General features: G+C 35.8%; 19 protein-coding genes. 14 read left to right on the plus strand and 5 right to left on the minus strand.

Going from position 1 to position 16,839, the window contains the following annotated elements:
- Nucleotides 1–5 precede the first annotated feature (5 nt).
- The 5 genes from AC2A1G_RS01365 to AC2A1G_RS01385 all read left to right on the plus strand — a co-directional run bounded on the left by AC2A1G_RS01365 (nucleotide 6) and on the right by AC2A1G_RS01385 (nucleotide 3,097).
- On the plus strand, nucleotides 6–371 hold the full coding sequence (locus AC2A1G_RS01365; RefSeq protein WP_484045163.1) for a response regulator: 366 nt from the start codon (nucleotides 6–8) through the stop codon (nucleotides 369–371).
- Entirely contained in the window at nucleotides 371–1,204 is an 834-nt protein-coding gene (locus AC2A1G_RS01370; RefSeq protein ID WP_484045164.1) for a CheR family methyltransferase, read from the plus strand. The genes AC2A1G_RS01365 and AC2A1G_RS01370 overlap by 1 nt, the downstream gene beginning before the upstream one ends.
- Nucleotides 1,201–1,773: a chemotaxis protein CheB gene (locus AC2A1G_RS01375; protein WP_484045165.1), complete on the plus strand. Its 573-nt coding sequence runs from the start codon at nucleotides 1,201–1,203 to the stop codon at nucleotides 1,771–1,773. Before AC2A1G_RS01370 ends, AC2A1G_RS01375 begins: the two co-directional genes overlap by 4 nt.
- A gap of 37 nt (nucleotides 1,774–1,810) precedes the next feature.
- Nucleotides 1,811–2,173: a response regulator gene (locus tag AC2A1G_RS01380; protein ID WP_484045166.1), complete on the plus strand. Its 363-nt coding sequence runs from the start codon at nucleotides 1,811–1,813 to the stop codon at nucleotides 2,171–2,173.
- A gap of 135 nt (nucleotides 2,174–2,308) precedes the next feature.
- On the plus strand, nucleotides 2,309–3,097 hold the full coding sequence (locus tag AC2A1G_RS01385; RefSeq protein WP_484045167.1) for a hypothetical protein: 789 nt from the start codon (nucleotides 2,309–2,311) through the stop codon (nucleotides 3,095–3,097).
- A 171-nt stretch (nucleotides 3,098–3,268) separates the two neighbouring features.
- Here the strand turns inward: AC2A1G_RS01385 and AC2A1G_RS01390 are convergent, their stop codons facing one another.
- Both AC2A1G_RS01390 and AC2A1G_RS01395 read right to left on the minus strand, forming a co-directional pair.
- On the minus strand, nucleotides 3,269–5,422 hold the full coding sequence (locus AC2A1G_RS01390) for an outer membrane beta-barrel protein (RefSeq protein WP_484045168.1): 2,154 nt from the start codon (nucleotides 5,420–5,422) through the stop codon (nucleotides 3,269–3,271).
- A gap of 176 nt (nucleotides 5,423–5,598) precedes the next feature.
- On the minus strand, nucleotides 5,599–6,492 hold the full coding sequence (locus AC2A1G_RS01395) for a helix-turn-helix domain-containing protein (RefSeq protein ID WP_484045169.1): 894 nt from the start codon (nucleotides 6,490–6,492) through the stop codon (nucleotides 5,599–5,601).
- A 531-nt stretch (nucleotides 6,493–7,023) separates the two neighbouring features.
- Here AC2A1G_RS01395 and AC2A1G_RS01400 point away from each other — a divergent pair.
- Both AC2A1G_RS01400 and AC2A1G_RS01405 read left to right on the plus strand, forming a co-directional pair.
- On the plus strand, nucleotides 7,024–8,004 hold the full coding sequence (locus AC2A1G_RS01400; RefSeq protein WP_484045170.1) for an aldo/keto reductase: 981 nt from the start codon (nucleotides 7,024–7,026) through the stop codon (nucleotides 8,002–8,004).
- Nucleotides 8,005–8,098: 94 nt separating this feature from the next.
- Entirely contained in the window at nucleotides 8,099–8,671 is a 573-nt protein-coding gene (locus AC2A1G_RS01405; protein WP_484045171.1) for an NAD(P)H-binding protein, read from the plus strand.
- A gap of 54 nt (nucleotides 8,672–8,725) precedes the next feature.
- Here the strand turns inward: AC2A1G_RS01405 and AC2A1G_RS01410 are convergent, their stop codons facing one another.
- Together AC2A1G_RS01410 and AC2A1G_RS01415 are read right to left on the minus strand one after the other, a co-directional pair.
- On the minus strand, nucleotides 8,726–9,040 hold the full coding sequence (locus AC2A1G_RS01410) for a nuclear transport factor 2 family protein (RefSeq protein ID WP_267266903.1): 315 nt from the start codon (nucleotides 9,038–9,040) through the stop codon (nucleotides 8,726–8,728).
- Between the two features lie 20 nt (nucleotides 9,041–9,060).
- A complete protein-coding gene (locus AC2A1G_RS01415) occupies nucleotides 9,061–9,852 on the minus strand; it encodes an SDR family oxidoreductase (protein WP_484045172.1) in 792 nt (263 codons plus the stop codon).
- A gap of 128 nt (nucleotides 9,853–9,980) precedes the next feature.
- Here AC2A1G_RS01415 and AC2A1G_RS01420 point away from each other — a divergent pair, with 128 nt between their 5' ends.
- The 4 genes from AC2A1G_RS01420 to AC2A1G_RS01435 all read left to right on the plus strand — a co-directional run bounded on the left by AC2A1G_RS01420 (nucleotide 9,981) and on the right by AC2A1G_RS01435 (nucleotide 12,769).
- Nucleotides 9,981–10,349 (plus strand): winged helix-turn-helix transcriptional regulator, encoded by a 369-nt coding sequence (locus tag AC2A1G_RS01420; RefSeq protein WP_267266905.1) that lies wholly within the window; start codon nucleotides 9,981–9,983, stop codon nucleotides 10,347–10,349.
- A gap of 98 nt (nucleotides 10,350–10,447) precedes the next feature.
- Nucleotides 10,448–11,323 (plus strand): helix-turn-helix domain-containing protein, encoded by an 876-nt coding sequence (locus AC2A1G_RS01425; RefSeq protein ID WP_484045173.1) that lies wholly within the window; start codon nucleotides 10,448–10,450, stop codon nucleotides 11,321–11,323.
- 123 nt (nucleotides 11,324–11,446) lie between these two features.
- On the plus strand, nucleotides 11,447–12,142 hold the full coding sequence (locus AC2A1G_RS01430; RefSeq protein WP_484045174.1) for an NAD(P)H-dependent oxidoreductase: 696 nt from the start codon (nucleotides 11,447–11,449) through the stop codon (nucleotides 12,140–12,142).
- Nucleotides 12,143–12,163: 21 nt separating this feature from the next.
- On the plus strand, nucleotides 12,164–12,769 hold the full coding sequence (locus AC2A1G_RS01435; protein ID WP_484045175.1) for an NAD(P)H-dependent oxidoreductase: 606 nt from the start codon (nucleotides 12,164–12,166) through the stop codon (nucleotides 12,767–12,769).
- A 59-nt stretch (nucleotides 12,770–12,828) separates the two neighbouring features.
- On the opposite strand, the gene AC2A1G_RS01440 is transcribed toward AC2A1G_RS01435, so the two are convergent.
- A complete protein-coding gene (locus AC2A1G_RS01440) occupies nucleotides 12,829–13,791 on the minus strand; it encodes a bifunctional helix-turn-helix transcriptional regulator/GNAT family N-acetyltransferase (protein WP_484045176.1) in 963 nt (320 codons plus the stop codon).
- 185 nt (nucleotides 13,792–13,976) lie between these two features.
- Here AC2A1G_RS01440 and AC2A1G_RS01445 point away from each other — a divergent pair, with 185 nt between their 5' ends.
- The 3 genes from AC2A1G_RS01445 to AC2A1G_RS01455 all read left to right on the plus strand — a co-directional run bounded on the left by AC2A1G_RS01445 (nucleotide 13,977) and on the right by AC2A1G_RS01455 (nucleotide 16,824).
- Nucleotides 13,977–15,023, plus strand: coding sequence for an alpha/beta hydrolase (locus tag AC2A1G_RS01445; RefSeq protein WP_484045177.1), 1,047 nt, complete (start codon nucleotides 13,977–13,979; stop codon nucleotides 15,021–15,023).
- A gap of 110 nt (nucleotides 15,024–15,133) precedes the next feature.
- Complete coding sequence (locus AC2A1G_RS01450; RefSeq protein WP_484045178.1) at nucleotides 15,134–15,760, plus strand: flavodoxin; 627 nt, start codon at nucleotides 15,134–15,136, stop codon at nucleotides 15,758–15,760.
- A gap of 110 nt (nucleotides 15,761–15,870) precedes the next feature.
- Nucleotides 15,871–16,824 (plus strand): alpha/beta hydrolase, encoded by a 954-nt coding sequence (locus AC2A1G_RS01455; protein ID WP_484045179.1) that lies wholly within the window; start codon nucleotides 15,871–15,873, stop codon nucleotides 16,822–16,824.
- Nucleotides 16,825–16,839: the final 15 nt, after the last annotated feature.

Genomic DNA, 16,839 nt, shown 5'->3' on the forward strand with positions numbered 1-16,839 from the left:
CAGAAATGAAAAAGAAAATCTTAATTGTTGACGATGACCCACGAAATATTTTTGCCTTAAAACTAACTTTACAAGCCAAAGGTTTTGAGGTGATTGACGCATCAATGGCACATGAAGCGATTGAATTAATGAAAGCCAATCCCAATCTTACGGTGGTTTTGATGGATATGATGATGCCTGAAATGGATGGTTACCAAGCTTTAAATATCATTAAAGAAATGCCTGAAATTTCCAAAATTCCGGTGGTTGCTGTTACGGCGCAGGCAATGCCGGGAGACCGCGAAAAATGCCTGGATGCAGGAGCAAGGGATTATGTGACTAAACCTATAGATGTTGATTTTTTATTAAAAGCCATTCAAAATATTAGCTGATGCTTGAGCCAAGTATTGTAAAAGACGAAGAGGTAGAATATCTTATAAAAGATGTTTACGATCTTTATGGTTATGATTTTTCGCGTTACAGCCGCGCTTCCTTCAAAAGAAGGGTGAACAGGCTGTGCCTCATCGATAAATTCACCAGTTTTGCAGAATTACGCTACACCATCATCACAGAGCCAGATTATCTGAAACATTTTGTAGAAGAAATAACGGTAAATGTCACAGAAATGTTTCGGGATCCTTTATTTTTTAAAGAAATCAGAGAAAATATTTTGCCACATCTCGGAACTTATCCTCTAATCAGAATCTGGGTAGCGGGATGTTCAACAGGTGAAGAAGCCTATTCTATGGCTATTTTACTGAAGGAAGCCGGACTTTATGATAAATGTCTCATTTACGGCACAGACATCAATCCATCGGTTCTGGAAAAAGCGCGTTCAGGAGTTTTTCCGATGCAGCAAATGCAGCAGTATTCTGAAAATTACATGCTCTCGGGAGGCAAAAAAGATTTTTCTGAATATTACACCGCCAATTATGACAGCGTACAGTTTGATAAATCACTTCAGAAAAAACTGATTTTATCTACACATAATTTGGTTTCAGACAGCTCTTTCAATAGTTTTCAGTTAATTATCTGTAGAAATGTACTGATTTATTTTGAAAAAGATCTGCAGGAAAGGGTATTTAAACTTTTTGATGACAGTTTAGAGAATTTAGGGTATCTTGCTTTAGGTTCGAAAGAGACGCTGAGATTTTCAGATTTAAAAAAATCTTACGAAGCTGTCAGTGAGCACAAAATTTGGAAAAAAGCCGAACATCTGTTATGAATGTTCAATCATTTACATATCAACCTGATCTGTTTTTGATTGGAGGCTCTGCGGGAAGTCTTCACGTCATCATGGAGCTGCTTAAAAATATTGATTTTCAGCTCAGGTTTCCAATTGTGATTGTGGTGCACAGAAAGCCATATTCTACAAGTGTTTTGCCTGTTTTATTGCAGCAGCTTACTTCAATAGAAGTACAGGAACTGGAAGATAAAGCAGACATTGAAGCCAACAAGATTTACATCGCACCTGCAGATTATCATTTGCTTTTTGAAAATAGAAAGACTGTGGCGCTAGACAGCTCAGAAAAGATGAATTATTCCAGACCGTCTATAGATGTCACTTTCAAATCAGCATCTGAAGTTTTTGGTCAAGGTCTCGTGGGAGCTTTGCTCTCGGGAGCCAATGCAGATGGTGTGGAAGGGTTACAGTACGTAAAAAATAACCAGGGAAAAGTATGGATACAGGATCCGGAAACCGCCGAAGTAGATTATATGCCCAGGATGGCTTTGGAACAAATACAGCCAGACCTTATCTTTAAACCCGATGAGCTTGCCCGTTTGCTCAGATAAATGATTATTAAATAATTTGAAACAACTATATTTTATAATGAACAAAAAGAAAATCTTAATTTTTGATGATGACACCACAATTCTTGAAGTGGTGACTATTATTTTTGAAGAAAACGGCTACGAAGTTGAAATTTCTGAAACGTCCCACGATATTCTGGAAAGGGTAGAAGCTTTCAAGCCTGATTTGATTTTAATGGATAACTGGATTCCTAATATCGGTGGAGTAGAAGCTACTAAAAAACTCAAAAATCATCCCGATTTCAAATCTGTTCCTGTAATTTATGTTACTGCAAATAATGATATTGCAAAGCTTGCGAAAGAAGCCGGGGCAGACGATTTTGTGGCTAAACCCTTTAATTTAGACGATATTGAGGAAAAAGTAAAACATTTCCTTTTTTAATCAATTGCTAAATTTTCATCTTAAAAAGCTGCATTTAACGTAAAAAATTAATGAAAAATTAATTACATGTTAAAAATCATGTTTATTGATTTGCTCAATGTTTCTTAAAGAAGCAACTTTGCAAAAAAATATGCAATGATAAATTATTTCAGCAAATTAGTAGTAGGTTTTGTATTTGCAAATATGTTTTTTGCGAGCGCGCAGGTAGGAATAAATCTTACCAATCCTCAAGGCGTCTTGCATGTCAATGGAACAAGTAATGATCTAGGCAACTCATCAACGGGTGAAGATGTTGTTATATCTGCAACTACAGGAAATGTAGGAATAGGATTGGTAAATCCAACAGTAAAATTGGATGTGAAAACAGCAGGAACTGCCTCTGCTCCGGTAGCAGGATTTAAGTTGGAAGACGGTACGCAGGGTGCAGGGAAAATATTGATAAGTGATGCCAACGGTGTTGCCAACTGGCAAAATTTAAAACTGTTTTCATCGGCTCCAGTAAACGGACCTTTCAGCTGGGCTCCCAATACAAACCTTGGAAATGCAAGATGGAATACTATCGCAAGTTTATCTATTGCGCCAGGTACATACATGATTTACATTAAAGTACACATGCTCAACACGCCTACTAATGGCTTTTTGAGAACTTATGTAGGAACAAAAAATCTGGGAACATCCAATGGCAACGCTCAGGATACACCCATTTTAGGAAGTACCAACTTTCAGCCTTTTGAGGCGAAAGATTTTGAGCTTACGCAATCTTTTGTTTATACTAATACTACGACCGCAAATCAGACAATTTATTTTAATATACAGTCAGATTCTAATGCCGTTCAAAGAAGTAATTATACTTATCCTGCAACGGCTTCGTTTTTAGGGGTTAATTTAATTGAGAATTATTTCCTTGCAATTCCAACAAATTAAGATCATTTTTAATCATAAAAAACGCCACTTTCAACAGCTGAAAGTGGCGTTTTACATTTTACTACATAATACCGGTCATCTATTTAAATTAAAATAAACTGATAATATATATGTTGCTTTATTTTGAACCTAGCCATTAAAACGAATATTTAGGGCAAAATAATAGAAAATCTATTTCCCGCCTCCGCTGTTTTTTTCTGCATCGGTTTTGGTATTTTCTTTTACTTTTTGATTTCCGAAACGCTTCACAAAAGTAAGTGAGAAACCATGCCAATCTGATCTTGTAGAATTTCTAAAGCTTGCAATCTGGCTAAATGATGTTGAATCGAAATTAGGTCTTGCAAAAATATTCATCAACTGTATGCTGGCTTCCATCTGTGTTTTAGGGAAAATTTTCGTAATCGAAATATTATGGAAAACGTTGGTTGCATTCGCGAATGAGTTCCCACTGTTTTGGTTAGATACTTCAACCCAACCGCTCACATTGATGTTTTTGTTGAATAAATTCGTGTACGTAAGATTTCCGGATCCTGACCAGAAACTCAGATAATTTGTTGCTCCGTTAAGCTCGTTTCTGGTATTGAAATCGCTGTTGTCGAGATAATTCCATCCGAAACCAAGATTCACATTCAGTTTATTTTTAAAAAATGTCTGATTGGTGTTTGCGTAAAGATTTACCCGGTGTACTTTACCTAAAAAGTTGGTAGGCTCAAAAATAAATTTATTACCCTCTGTTACATTACCTTGCCAATAATCCTGTTTTGTAAAAGTATATCTCGCAGAAACAAAATATTTCTTCAGAAACCCGAATTTCATATAATATCTGTCACTCGGATTGGGAAGGAGATCCATGCTTCCTCTCGAATAAAATCCGTCAGAAGTGGGTGTCATAAAAGGGTTGAACTCTGAATACCAAGGTCGCCAAAGATTTCTGTTGTAGGTTAAACTTACATCATATTTGTCTGAAAATGAATATTTAACCAAAAAATCAGGCAGGAAAGCGCCGTAAGAATCTCTTCTCGAAGTTTCTGCAACATCCTGTCTCATTTTAAAATCGATGTACTCGTATCGTACACCTACTCTCGTTTCCAGTTTTTTAAAGAACGTTTTAGAATAATTGGCATACAGCGAGTTGAGATTATCTTCGTAATGAAAGACATCGTGCGTGCTCAAACCATTCAGCAGATTCCCAGACAAATCGTTTGGAATGACGTTGTTGTTAAAATCCATTTTACCGCCGACTTCAAAATTTCCTCCGTTTTTTCCGATGGGCTGCGTGTAATCTACTTTTATGTAATAATTTCTGTTTTCGGTGTCGGTAATGATTCCCAGTTCCTGAAGTTCTGATGTGTTGGTAAACGCCGTATTTCTTAAAAAATAACTGTTTTGAGATTGTCCGTTGTAATTGGTCCCCAGATTGATATCCAGAATTTTATTTTTTTCTTTATCATAGTATTTGTAAAAGACATTGGTTCCAAAATTACGGTACATATTATCGGAAATCTGACTCTGATTACGAAGAAAAGTAAAATTATTGTTGGTAAACTGAGAAGATTCAAGCTCTGAACTGTTGTTTCCTTTTCCCTGATAAAGTTCAAAAATAACACCTATATTATTTTTATCATTGAGTTCGTATTCTGAAGTTGAGGATAGTGACGGATTTTTTCCTCTGTAAATATTTTTTGTTGAACCTTGGGTAACCACATTGTTTTCATAAATCGTGTTTACAAAGGTATTTCCCTGAACCCAAACGTTATCGCTGTAACTTCCGACCAATGTTTGTGTGAAGCTTTTTTTGTGATAATTTAAATTTAGATTTGTGTATTGAGAATTTTGGGTATTCTGTTTGTTATTGAGCGTTATGCTGCCTTTAAAACCTTCATCATCACGCTTTTTCAAAACAATATTGATTACCGTTCCTCTCGCTTCATATCTTGAAGATGGGCTCGTAATGACTTCAATTTTCATCAGATTATCCGCAGGAATTGTCTGCAAATATTCTTTCAGCTCTTTTCCTGTAAAAACAGATTTTCTGTCGTTGATGTAAACAGTTACAGACTCTCCTTCAGCTTTCAGTGCATCATTGTTGTCTACGCTCACCAAAGGTGTCATTCTCAAAACGTCCCAGGTTGTATTTCCAGCTAAAATTGAGCTGTTGGCAACATTAAAGACGGTACGGTCAACCTTAGACTCTACAGTTGGTTTTTTGGCGACGAAAGTCACTTCTTTTATTTCGTTTACTTTTGCTTCAGCAGAATCTTTTTTCTCCTGAGTAAAAGCTAAAGTTCCTATTAATAGAGCAACGGGTGCAAAAATTTTTTTCATGAATAGTTTAAATTCTTACCCATAAGACACCAATTAGGGAAAATTTGTTACATTGCTCCTGTGTTAAATAATGTTAATGATTTTATTTTTTGTTAAAACTCATCAATGCACACAAAAAAAGCCATTTCGCAAGTGCAAAATAGCTTTCTGTATTTTTTAGATTGATAATTCAAAAATCAGTTCAAATTCCTGTACTCATTCGGGCTCACCCCAACTTTCTGCTTAAACAGCCTCGTAAAATGCTGAGGATATTTAAAACCTAAACCATAAGCAATCTCACTAATCGATTTTTCATTATCAAAAATCCTTTCTTTAGCAATATCAATCAACTTGAGCTGAATGTATTCCTGGGCAGAAATACCTGTTTCTTTTTTAATTAAATCTCCAAAATAATTAGAAGAAAGATGAAGTTCCTCAGCAAAAAAAGTGACCGAAGGCAAACCGATATTTTGAGGTTTATCAGACAAAAAATAAGTATTGAGAAGCTCTTCAAAACGCTGTAAAATTCCTTTATTGATGTGCTCTCTCGTGATAAACTGTCTGTCGTAAAAACGAGTAGCATAATTCAAAAATAACTGAAGTTGCGAAATCACTAATGTTTTGCTGTGTTTGTCAAGGTTTTGTTTCAGTTCGTTTTCAATCGTGTAAAACATATTTACCACCATTTCTCTTTCTTTTTCTGAAAGATGTAAGGCTTCGTTGGAATCATAAGAGAAGAAACTATAATCATTCAAAATCGTGCTCAAAGCCGTTCCTTTCAGGAAATCTGAATGAAAAATAATCACTTTTCCTTTGGGTTTTATATTGGGTAAATATTTTTCAACCGTCAAAATCTGCCCAGGAGCAACAAAAACCAAACTTTCTTCCTGATAATCATAAGATTCTTTTCCGTAACGCAAATCACCACATTTCGTTTCTTTCAGAAAAACACAGAAAAATCCGAAGTGATACGTCGCAGAAGCCAATGGTTTCAGGTCATCATAATCCATCACATTAATCAATGGATGAAGCGTAGTCGCACCACGAAGCAAACTGTATTCACCAACGCTTTTAAGGATGTTGATTTTCATTTTCAATGAGTTTTAAAGTACAAATTTATCTAAAAAATGTTGCTCAAAAGCATCCTGTATTCCAAATCAGTAATAATGGTAAGAGAATCTGTAATCGGTATAGTTTTTAATTTTTTTTTGATGAATAATTTGGGCGTATCCCTTTGCATGGCCTTTGCTCAACGCTGGCAGGGTTTTAAACCCTGCCAGCGTTCACCCTTTCCATCATGCAGCGGGTCGGGCTATCCGCTATATCTTTTTTACGATTGCGATAGAAATATTATTATCAATTGGACTATTCAGCAATCGCAATCACAAAAAAGGATGCCGCTTCTATCCCTTACGCAACAATTTAACAGTCAGGTTTCGTAAAGTCACATCAGTAAAAATGGTAAGCAAAGCAGTAATCTGTATAACAAAAACTTTGATGAGTCGTCAGACATTTGTAAAGTGAAAAAAGAACATTTTCTCTCGCAGATTAGATTGCTTAAAATCTGTTTCATCTGCAAAATCAGCGAGATTTTAAAAATTCAATTTAAATAAAGTAAAAATATGAAAACAAGAACTTTAGGACAAAATTTAGAAGTGTCCGAATTAGGATTAGGTTGTATGGGACTGACTTTCGGCTACGGTCCTGCAACCAGCGAAGCCGATGCAATTGCATTAATTCAAAAAGCTTACGATTTAGGAATCACATTTTTTGATACGGCAGAAGCTTACAGTCAAGGTTTGAATGAACAATTTCTTGGAAAAGCTGTGAAATCTTTCAGAGATAAAGTGGTTTTGGCTACGAAATTCGGGTTTCCTGATGGCGACCCTACAAAAGGTGTTGACAGTCGTCCGGAAAGAATTCGTCAAGTTGTAGAAAATTCTTTAAAATATCTTCAAACTGATGTTATCGATTTGTTGTATCAACACAGAGTTGACCCAAATATTCCGATGGAAGATGTTGCCGGAACTGTGAAAGATTTGATTGCCGAAGGAAAAGTAAAACATTTTGGAATGAGTGAAGCTGGTGTGGAAAGCATCAGAAAAGCGCACGCAGTTTTGCCTGTGACGGCACTTCAAAGTGAATATTCTATGTTTTGGCGTGAACCGGAAAATGAAATTTTACCATTTTTGGAAGAATTAAATATCGGTTTTGTTCCGTTCAGTCCGCTTGGAAAAGGCTTTTTGACGGGAGCTATCAATGCAGATACAAAATTTGATGCGAATGATTTCAGAAATATTGTTCCCCGTTTTTCCGAAGAAAACAGAAAAGCCAATCAGGAGTTGGTTGATTTGGTAAAAGCGGTTGCTATTGAAAATAATGCGACTTCTGCGCAGGTTGCTTTGAGTTGGTTATTGGCTCAGAAATCTTACATCGCACCGATTCCGGGAACGACAAAAATTCATCGTTTAGATGAAAATGTCGGCGCAGTGAATGTCAATCTTAATGAAGAAGAATTAAACAGAATCAATTTAGCTTTAAAACAAATTCAGATTGTTGGCGAACGTTATCCGGCAGCTTTACAGGCGAGAGTTGGGAAATAGTTGTTCAATCAATTCAAAAAAATAGTAGTGTGAATCTGCGGAGAAAATGTTTTCCGCAGATTTTTATTTAAAAGTAAAACAAACCTAATAAATTATGAAAAAAGTATTGATAATCGGCGCTTCGGGAAGTTTGGCGCAATATGTAATCGAAGCTTCCAAAAACTTAGAAAATATAGAACTCACCTTATTTTTAAGAAACAAAAACAGAATTTCAAGCGAACTTTCACAAGGTTGTAAAATTATCGAAGGCGATGCTTTGAATTTTAATGATATAAAAAATGCAGTAGCCAATCAGGATATTATTTACGTGAATCTTGAAGGAAACCTCGAATTGATGTCCAAAAATATCGTAAAATCAATGCAGGAAGAAGGTGTGAAAAGAATCATTGCAATAAGTTCAATCGGGATTTACGACACACCTTTAAAACCCGTTTTAGTTCCTTACAGAAAATTGGCAGATGTGATTGAAAATTCAGGTTTGGATTACACGATTTTAAGACCAGATTGGTTCACTAATGCTGATGAAATCGATTATTCGGTCACAATAAAAGGAACGCCGGAAACGGGTTCTGCAATTTCCAGAAAAAGTATTGCAGATTTTGTTTCGAAACTGATGATTTACCCGAATCTTTACATCAATGAGAATTTAGGAATCAGTAAACCATAATAAAAGGCTGAAGTTCAAACTTTAGCCTTGTTTTAGAAATCTAAGATGTTGATTTTAAACGATTTTCAAAGATTGAATTAACCCATCTTCAAATTCGTAATGATAAGTCAATGTAATCGGACTTCCAGGAAATGTTCCGGAAACTTCAGTTTTCAATGTATGTTCTGTTTCTGAATATTCAAGAGGTTTCATCGTTGCTTGGTATTCTTTATTGGCTTTTTCTATCCAATTTTCGATTTCTTTTCTTCCGTTATGCGTTTTTCCTTCGTCAAAAACTACGGCTGTTTCGGTAAAACATTTTGCGTAAGAAACGCTGTCAAAATTGTTTTGTGTTTCAATTAATTCGGTAACTACTTTTGGTAAATTCATTTTTTATATTTTTAAGATTATTAAATGGTCGGAACTGTTCCTCCATCAATTATATATTCTGTCCCTGTCAAATAATTGGCTCTTGGCGAAACCAAAAATCCTACGAGTTCGGCCACATCTTCTGGCTCAGCGGGTCTGCCATTTGGTATTCCGCCCAATGCATTCATAACACTTTGCTGTGCTTCTTCTACAGTACTGTTTGCATTTCTCGCAATCTCATCCAAAAAGGATTTCGAAGCTGTTGTATTAATCCATCCTGGCGAAACAGTCAGAACGCGAACTCCTTTAGGCGAAACTTCATTAGATAAACTTTTGCTATAGTTTCTCAAACCTGCTTTTGCAGATGCATACGGCAAAGTAGAATCGTACAAAGGCAATTTACCTTGGATGGAAGCAATGTGAATAATGACGCCATTTTTTCGTTCAATCATTTGTGGTAAAAAACCTCGGTCTAATCGTACAGGCGCAAGCAAATTAGCCTGTAGAGTCGATTCCCAATCTTCATCAGACAATACGCTAAAACCACCTGCAGATGTTGACGAAGAACCAAGGTTGTTCACAAGAATATCCAACCTCCCGTAAGTCGATAACACTTCGTCGATTACTTTTTGCGTTCCTTCTGCTTTACTTAAATCTGCCGAAATGAAATGTAGTTTTTCGTTGGTTGCTTCGGGCGCATTTCTCGCAGTGATAATTACGGTTGCACCAGCTTGTAAAAGCCTTTCTGTTATTGCTTTTCCGGCTCCTTTTGTTCCGCCAGTTACTAAGGCAATTTTGCCGGATAATTCGTTGTTGAAATTAAATTGTTCCATTTTTAATAATTATTTATAGGGCAAAATTGAAGCATAAAAACAGTTTAGACAAGTACGGAATTACGATTCAGATAGGGATAAATTTTTCCCCTATTGTACAATTTGGAACATAGGTTTACATTTGTCTTATGTATGAAAGAAAAATTTTACCAAACCTGAATTGCGGGTTAGATTTGATTGGCGAAGTGCTTTATGGAAAATGGAAAATCCGTTTGCTGTGGTTTATTAATCAGGGACATCAACGCCCGAGTGAACTACAACGGAAAATTCCCGATGCGACAAGGCGAGTTTTAAATATCCAGTTGAAGGAACTGGAAGACCACGAACTGATTACAAAGAAAATTTACCCTGTCGTGCCACCAAAAGTGGAGTACAGTTTAACTGAATTTGGAGAAACCTTAATTCCTGTAATTTCTACGTTGGGAAATTGGGGCGATAAAAATGAGGAACGTTTGCGGTCGGTTATTTTAAAGCGTTTGAATTCTGAAAATCAATAGTTTGATTTTTAAAATAATGGAATGGTTTACCCGAATTTGTATTTCAATAAAAAATTGAGAAATTAGTCAAAGAAAAACGTTTTTATATCTTTGTTTCAATGAAAATTTTCAAAGACTTCACTTCATATAACGAATACATCGGTACAACAAAACCGCTGGATAATGATATCGATGTTGGTTATTACGACCCGCCAAATATGTTGTTGAAGTCGGAACCTGTTGCGGTAGATTTTTACAGGATTTCTTTTAAAATTAATCTTAAAAATAAAAATACGCCAGAGAGAAAACCAATTACGGCTGTGTTTTTCAACAGTCCGGAAATGGTTGTCAATGAAGGTTGGGACGTAGAGCCGACTTACACCGGAATGTATCTTCAGCTTTCTAAAAAAGTGATTGAGGAAAACAGATTTCTCTTCAAGACTTATCTGGATTACGGACAGCACGAAGCTTTGTATTTGACGAATGAAGAAGTAGCGGAGATTTCTGCGGTTTTTCAATTAATGCTGAAATATTACGAAAGTGAAAAGCGACATTTTGGAGTTTTATTATCTTATGTGAATGTTGTGATTTCTTTGGTAGAAGCGTTTTACAAAAGACAATTTTCTACCGACCCGAAACAGTACAATAGAGTGGTCACAGGTTTTCAGCAAAGCTTGATTGAATATTATAATCAGCCTGTAAAACAACTTCCGAATGTTCAGTATTTTGCAGATAAATTGGGTTTGACAGCCAATTATTTAGGCGATATTATCAAACATTTTACCCAAAAATCTGCATTAGAAAACATTCACGAATTTGTCATTAAAAAAGCCAAAGAATTATTAAAGCAAAACATAGAAATGAACACGACTGAAATTGCTTACGAATTAGGCTTTGAATATCCGAATTACTTTTCAAAGTTCTTCAAAAAGCAAGTCGGAATGAGTCCAAAAGAATATCGGCTTCAAATGAAAAAGGAAATTCAAAATATGTAATACAGCGTCTTCGAAAGGAGGCGTTTTTTGTTATCCGTAATTTGTTTCTTTCTTATTGGTAATCTGTCTCCGTCGGTTTTTTCAATCGCTTTTACTTTTGTATTGTCATTAAATATTCAATCAATGAAAGCAAAAAGTATCATTTCTCTATTTCTAATTTTAATTTCATTCGGAGTAAAATTAAACGCTCAAAAAACATCTTCAAAAGAAACTCCTAAACAGAAAACAGTTTTATTGATTAACACCCATTTGACTTATGTCGGTTGGTCTGAAGGCAAATTGAATGCCTCATTTTATAATAAAGCCAAAGAATTTTTTATTTCTAAAAACTACAAAGTTCTGGAAACAAAAGTGGAAGATGGTTACAATCCCGATGAAGAAGTCGAGAAACATTTGCAAGCCGATATTGTGATTTTGCAAACGCCTGTGAATTGGGAAAATACACCTTGGATTTATAAAAAATATGTGGATGAAGTTTTTAACAGCGCTTTACAAAGCAAAAAGTTTCTTTCAGGAGACGGACGTTCGGCCGAAGAAGGTTCAAAACAATACGGAATGGGCGGAAAAATGCAAGGCAAAAAGTTTATGATTTGTGCAACTTGGAACGCACCGGAAGAAAGTTTTAACGATAAAAATCAATATTTGTTTAAAGGAAAAAGTGCCGATGATGCTTTGTTTAATGTAGGCGCCAATTATTTGTTTACGGGTTTTGAAGTCGTTGCCGGATATTACTGCTACGATGTTTATCACAACAAACATATCAAAGAAGATTTGGAAAATTATCCAAAATATTTACAGAAAGTATTTAAAATCAAGTAAAAATATTCAATAGAAATTATAATGAATTCAACTAAAAAAGTACTCTTAATTAATACCCATTTAAACTATCCCAATTGGTCAGAAGGCTTTCTGAATGATGCTTTCAACCAAAAAGCCAAAGCATTTTTTCTGGAAAAAGGTTTTGAAGTTTTAGAAACAAAAGTAGAAGACGGTTACAATGCCGATGAAGAAGTTGAAAAACATATCGAAGCAGATATTATCATATTGCAAACGCCCATCAATTGGTTTGGCGCACCTTGGATTTATAAAAAATATGTAGACGAGGTTTTCAATAGTGGATTACACAGTGCAAAATTTCTTTCCGGAGATGGCAGAACAAGAGAAGATGTAACCAGACAATACGGAACGGGCGGAAAAATGCAAGGCAAAAAATTTATGGTCTGTGCTACTTGGAACGCTCCAAAAGCTAGTTTCAATGACCCAAATCAGGTTTTATTTGAAGGTAGAAGTACCGCTGATGTTCTCATCCAAATTACCAGCAATTATCGTTTTTGCGGTGTAGAAATCGCTGCTGATTACAATTGTTTTGATATTTTTAAAGATGGAGATATTGCAGGAGATTTAGAAAATTATCCGAAACATTTGGAAGAGGTTTTTGGAGTTTAAAAGTGATTTAAATTAAAAAAGCTGAAGCGAAAACTTCAGCTTTTTTCTAACGAAAATTTCTATTTCTTCAAATCCAATTCCATCTGAATATTCGCTCTTTGATACGGAGTCGGTCGACCCGAAATTTTAACAAATCCCAATTTATAATACAGATTAATCGCAGGTTTCAGAATCGTATTGCTTTCTAAATACAACTTTGAAGCACCCAATTCTTTTGCCGAATTGATAATAGCCTGTCCCAAAAGCCAGCCGATATTTTTCCCTTGAGCTTTCGGAGAAACCGCCATTTTTGCCATTTCAAAATCGTAATCTTTGTCGTTCATTTTTATCAAAGCACAAACGCCCAAAGGTTCGTTTTTATAGAGTGCAACAAGAATTTTCCCGCCTTTGTCGAGAATATAGTCCTGCGGATTTTCCAGAGATTTGTAATCTGTTTCTTCCATTTCAAAATAATTCGAAATCCATTCTGCATTCAAGTTTCTGAAAGCCGATTGATATTTCGGTTCATATTCCACTATTTCCACATCTTTGCTTTCACGCAGTTTTTTCTGTTCCTGAACACGTTTCAATAATGATTTTTGTTCCAGTAAAAATTCCCATTCTGCAACAGCTTCCCAAAGATTGTTAGTAGCTTCAGCAAGGAGATTTTCTACAGCCAAATCAATATCCACGCACTGTTCCTGCAACATTTTTTCGGCTAAAACTTTTCCTTCTTTGGTTAATCCGACAACATTTCTGCGTTTGTCACTGGATTTTAACTTGTCATTTACCAAACCAGCTTTCGTCATTTCTTTAATGATTTTGGTCACAGAAGGTTGAGAATGTCCGATTTCCTTGGCGATTTCAGTAATTGTTTTTTCATCCGTTTCCGAAAGCACAAAGAAAACCGGAAACCATTTTGGAGAGAATTTCTCAACATTATAAATTTCATAAATCCTGGTTGCATCATCTGTAAATCGGCTTGTCAACAAACGCAATCTGCTTCCCAAAGCCATTTTTCCTGTTCTTTCAAATATATTCATAATTAATTACATAACTGATTATACAAATGTAAAAATTAATTTTATTTTAAACCAAATTTTATTTAATTCTAAAAATTAAATCTGATAAAAAATTGAAATCAGTAAAAATGGTAAGCAATTCAGTAATTCATCTACCTGAATAACTTCTTATTATAGAGATATTTGCAATAGATAAAAGAAAAATTATGAAAAAAATATCAAACATATTAAGTTTATTACTTCTCTTGCTTTTCAGCACAGTTTCAGCTCAGAAAAATCTCGTTATAAAAGAACAGGGAACATTTTCAGCAGGCGGAACAGTCATTAAAAGCGAAGGAACTTTCGACCCTTTAAAACCTTGGAATTTTCCTCAGGGCGGACAAACCAGACACGGCGACCACGCAGATGTTTTTTATCAGATTCCGGCAAAACCGAAAAAATATCCGATGGTTTTTCTTCACGGTTACGGACAATCGAAACGAAGTTGGCAAACCACAGCAGACGGAAGAGAAGGTTTTTCAGATATGTTTTTGAGAAAAGGTTTTCCCGTTTATCTGGTTGACCAGCCCGGTCGTGGCGATGCCGGACAAACCACAAAACCAGCTCAGATTTCGGCAACTCCCGATGACCAGACTTGGTTTACGCAATTCAGAATCGGTTTGTATCCTGATTTTAATGAAGGCGTTCAGTTTCCAAAAGATTCGGTTTCACTTAACAATTTTTTCAGAATGATGACACCGAATACTGGAAACGTCGATGAAACCACAATTGTCAATGCAATGTCCGCAGTTTTCGATAAAACCGGAGACGGAATTTTATTTACACATTCAGCAAGCGGAACAATCGGCTGGAAAACGGCCATCAAAAACAATCATATTAAAGCGATTGTATCTTACGAACCTGGCGGATTTGTCTTCCCTGAAGGCGAAGTTCCCGAAGGAAATCGCGGTGGAGCAGGAATTCCGATGGATGATTTTATGAAACTGACGAAGATTCCGATTGTCGTTTATTTTGGAGATTTCATTCCGAAAGAAGAAACCAATGCTTCATCACTCAATTTTTGGCGAAACGTTTTAATAACCGCAAAACAATGGGCAAAAGTTGTAAACGCTCACGGCGGAGACGTCACAATCGTTCATCTTCCCGAAATCGGAATCAAAGGAAATACACATTTTCCAATGTCAGATTTGAACAGTAAAGATGTTGCCGAAGAACTTTCAAAATGGCTGAAAGAAAAGAAATTGGATAAATAAAAATATTTTAATCTCTGCTGAGTGAAACGCCTTTGCGAACTTAAAAATATACATCGAGTTTTAAAAAAAACTTTGCGGACTTTGCGTTAAAACAAATCTCATTATCAAATATGAAAAATTTAAAACAATACAGCTTTCTATTCTGCATCATCTTATCAATGTTTTCATCCTGTTCAAAAGCTCAGGAAACTTCATCCAAAAATGAAAATTTTAAAAATAAAAAAGTGCTGATTGTCTATCTCTCAAGAACAAAAAACACCAAAGCTGTCGCAGAAATAATTCATCAAAACATCGGCGGAAACTTAGTTGAGTTGGAACTTGAAAACCCTTATCCCGAAAATTACAAACAAATCGTAGAACAGGTTGCCAAAGAAAATGAAACCAATTTTCTTCCAAAACTGAAAACTAAAATCGAAAATATTCAGGATTATGACACGATTTTTATTGGATATCCAACTTGGGGAATGCAATTGCCACCGCCAATGAAGAGCTTTTTAAATCAGTACGATTTAAGCGGAAAAACAATCATTCCATTCAATACAAATGCTGGTTACGGACTCGGAAATTCTTTAGAAATCATTAACGAAATGTCTCTAAACAGTAAAGTTTTAAAAGAATTCTCCACCAAAGGCGGAAAAGAAAAAGACGGAATTCTCTTCGTAATGAAGGGCAGAAAAGAAGTTCAGGTAAAAGATGAAGTGAAAAAATGGCTGAAAAGTCTTGGTCTAATCAATTAAAATAAAACATCACAATGAAATATTTAATAACAATACTATCAATAATCACATTTAATCAAACTTTAAAATCACAAAAAGTGACATAAAATTATAAAGATAATCCGTTCACATTGGTTTACGATGGCGCGATTGTCAAAAATGAAAAAGGGAAAGTCAACATTCATCCGGTAACTTACAAACTCAACGGAATCGATATTTCGGCAAATGTTTACACACCGGCAAATTACGACGAATCCAAAAAATATCCAGCCATTGTCGTGGCACATCCAAACGGCGGAATTAAGGAACAAACTGCAGGATTATATGCGCAAAATTTGGCGGAAAACGGCTTCATCACAATCGCTTTTGATGCGTCGTATCAAGGCGCAAGTGGAGGCGAACCTCGTCACACCGATAAACCTGCAAATAGAGTAGAAGACATCCGTGGTGCCGGAGATTTTATTGCGAATTTCAAAGGTGTAGATGCCGATAGAATTGGTGTTTTCGGGATTTGTGGCGGTGGCGGTTATACTTTGAAAGCGTCGCAATCGGACAAAAGATTCAAAGCGGTGGCGACTTTGAGTATGTTTAATTCCGGCGAAGTCAGACGAAATGGATTCCAAAATTCCCAGCTCAAAACCATTCAGGAAAGATTAAAACAGGCTTCTGAAGCTCGTTCAAAACAATCTAATGGAGAAATCATTTACAGCGGTGTCGCAACGATTACGGATGACGAAATTGCCAAAACTTCTACCGATTTGTACCGCGAAGGTTACGTCTATTATTACCGAACCAACGCGCATCCGAACTCCACATTTCTTTATCCGACGAGTAATTTGATGGATTTGATGACTTGGGATGCGACCGACCAAATCGAGCTTATCAATCAACCGCTTTTGATGATTGCCGGAAGCAAAGCCGATACAAAATATATGACCGACGAAGCCTTCCCGAAAGCCATTAATGCCAAATCGAAAGAGTTATTCATCATCGATGGCGCAACGCATATTCAAACCTATTGGAAACCGGAATATGTTAAGCAAACAGTCACAAAATTGGTTGAGTTTTTCGGAAAAAATTTATAAATTGTAAGAAATGAA

The organism is Chryseobacterium sp. HNCC26DJ240, from assembly GCF_057180485.1.

What these genes read in the sequence shown, in the direction of transcription:
- AC2A1G_RS01410 (WP_267266903.1), bottom strand. Translation starts at nt 9,040, where the DNA reads ATGAATTTACCAAAAGTAGTTACCGAATTAATTGAAACACAAAACAAT.
- AC2A1G_RS01430 (WP_484045174.1), top strand. Translation starts at nt 11,447, where the DNA reads ATGAAAGCAAAAAGTATCATTTCTCTATTTCTAATTTTAATTTCATTC.
- AC2A1G_RS01370 (WP_484045164.1), top strand. Translation starts at nt 371, where the DNA reads ATGCTTGAGCCAAGTATTGTAAAAGACGAAGAGGTAGAATATCTTATA.
- AC2A1G_RS01380 (WP_484045166.1), top strand. Translation starts at nt 1,811, where the DNA reads ATGAACAAAAAGAAAATCTTAATTTTTGATGATGACACCACAATTCTT.
- AC2A1G_RS01405 (WP_484045171.1), top strand. Translation starts at nt 8,099, where the DNA reads ATGAAAAAAGTATTGATAATCGGCGCTTCGGGAAGTTTGGCGCAATAT.
- AC2A1G_RS01385 (WP_484045167.1), top strand. Translation starts at nt 2,309, where the DNA reads ATGATAAATTATTTCAGCAAATTAGTAGTAGGTTTTGTATTTGCAAAT.
- AC2A1G_RS01400 (WP_484045170.1), top strand. Translation starts at nt 7,024, where the DNA reads ATGAAAACAAGAACTTTAGGACAAAATTTAGAAGTGTCCGAATTAGGA.
- AC2A1G_RS01375 (WP_484045165.1), top strand. Translation starts at nt 1,201, where the DNA reads ATGAATGTTCAATCATTTACATATCAACCTGATCTGTTTTTGATTGGA.
- AC2A1G_RS01415 (WP_484045172.1), bottom strand. Translation starts at nt 9,852, where the DNA reads ATGGAACAATTTAATTTCAACAACGAATTATCCGGCAAAATTGCCTTA.
- AC2A1G_RS01365 (WP_484045163.1), top strand. Translation starts at nt 6, where the DNA reads ATGAAAAAGAAAATCTTAATTGTTGACGATGACCCACGAAATATTTTT.
- AC2A1G_RS01435 (WP_484045175.1), top strand. Translation starts at nt 12,164, where the DNA reads ATGAATTCAACTAAAAAAGTACTCTTAATTAATACCCATTTAAACTAT.
- AC2A1G_RS01395 (WP_484045169.1), bottom strand. Translation starts at nt 6,492, where the DNA reads ATGAAAATCAACATCCTTAAAAGCGTTGGTGAATACAGTTTGCTTCGT.
- AC2A1G_RS01425 (WP_484045173.1), top strand. Translation starts at nt 10,448, where the DNA reads ATGAAAATTTTCAAAGACTTCACTTCATATAACGAATACATCGGTACA.
- AC2A1G_RS01440 (WP_484045176.1), bottom strand. Translation starts at nt 13,791, where the DNA reads ATGAATATATTTGAAAGAACAGGAAAAATGGCTTTGGGAAGCAGATTG.
- AC2A1G_RS01420 (WP_267266905.1), top strand. Translation starts at nt 9,981, where the DNA reads ATGTATGAAAGAAAAATTTTACCAAACCTGAATTGCGGGTTAGATTTG.
- AC2A1G_RS01445 (WP_484045177.1), top strand. Translation starts at nt 13,977, where the DNA reads ATGAAAAAAATATCAAACATATTAAGTTTATTACTTCTCTTGCTTTTC.
- AC2A1G_RS01390 (WP_484045168.1), bottom strand. Translation starts at nt 5,422, where the DNA reads ATGAAAAAAATTTTTGCACCCGTTGCTCTATTAATAGGAACTTTAGCT.
- AC2A1G_RS01450 (WP_484045178.1), top strand. Translation starts at nt 15,134, where the DNA reads ATGAAAAATTTAAAACAATACAGCTTTCTATTCTGCATCATCTTATCA.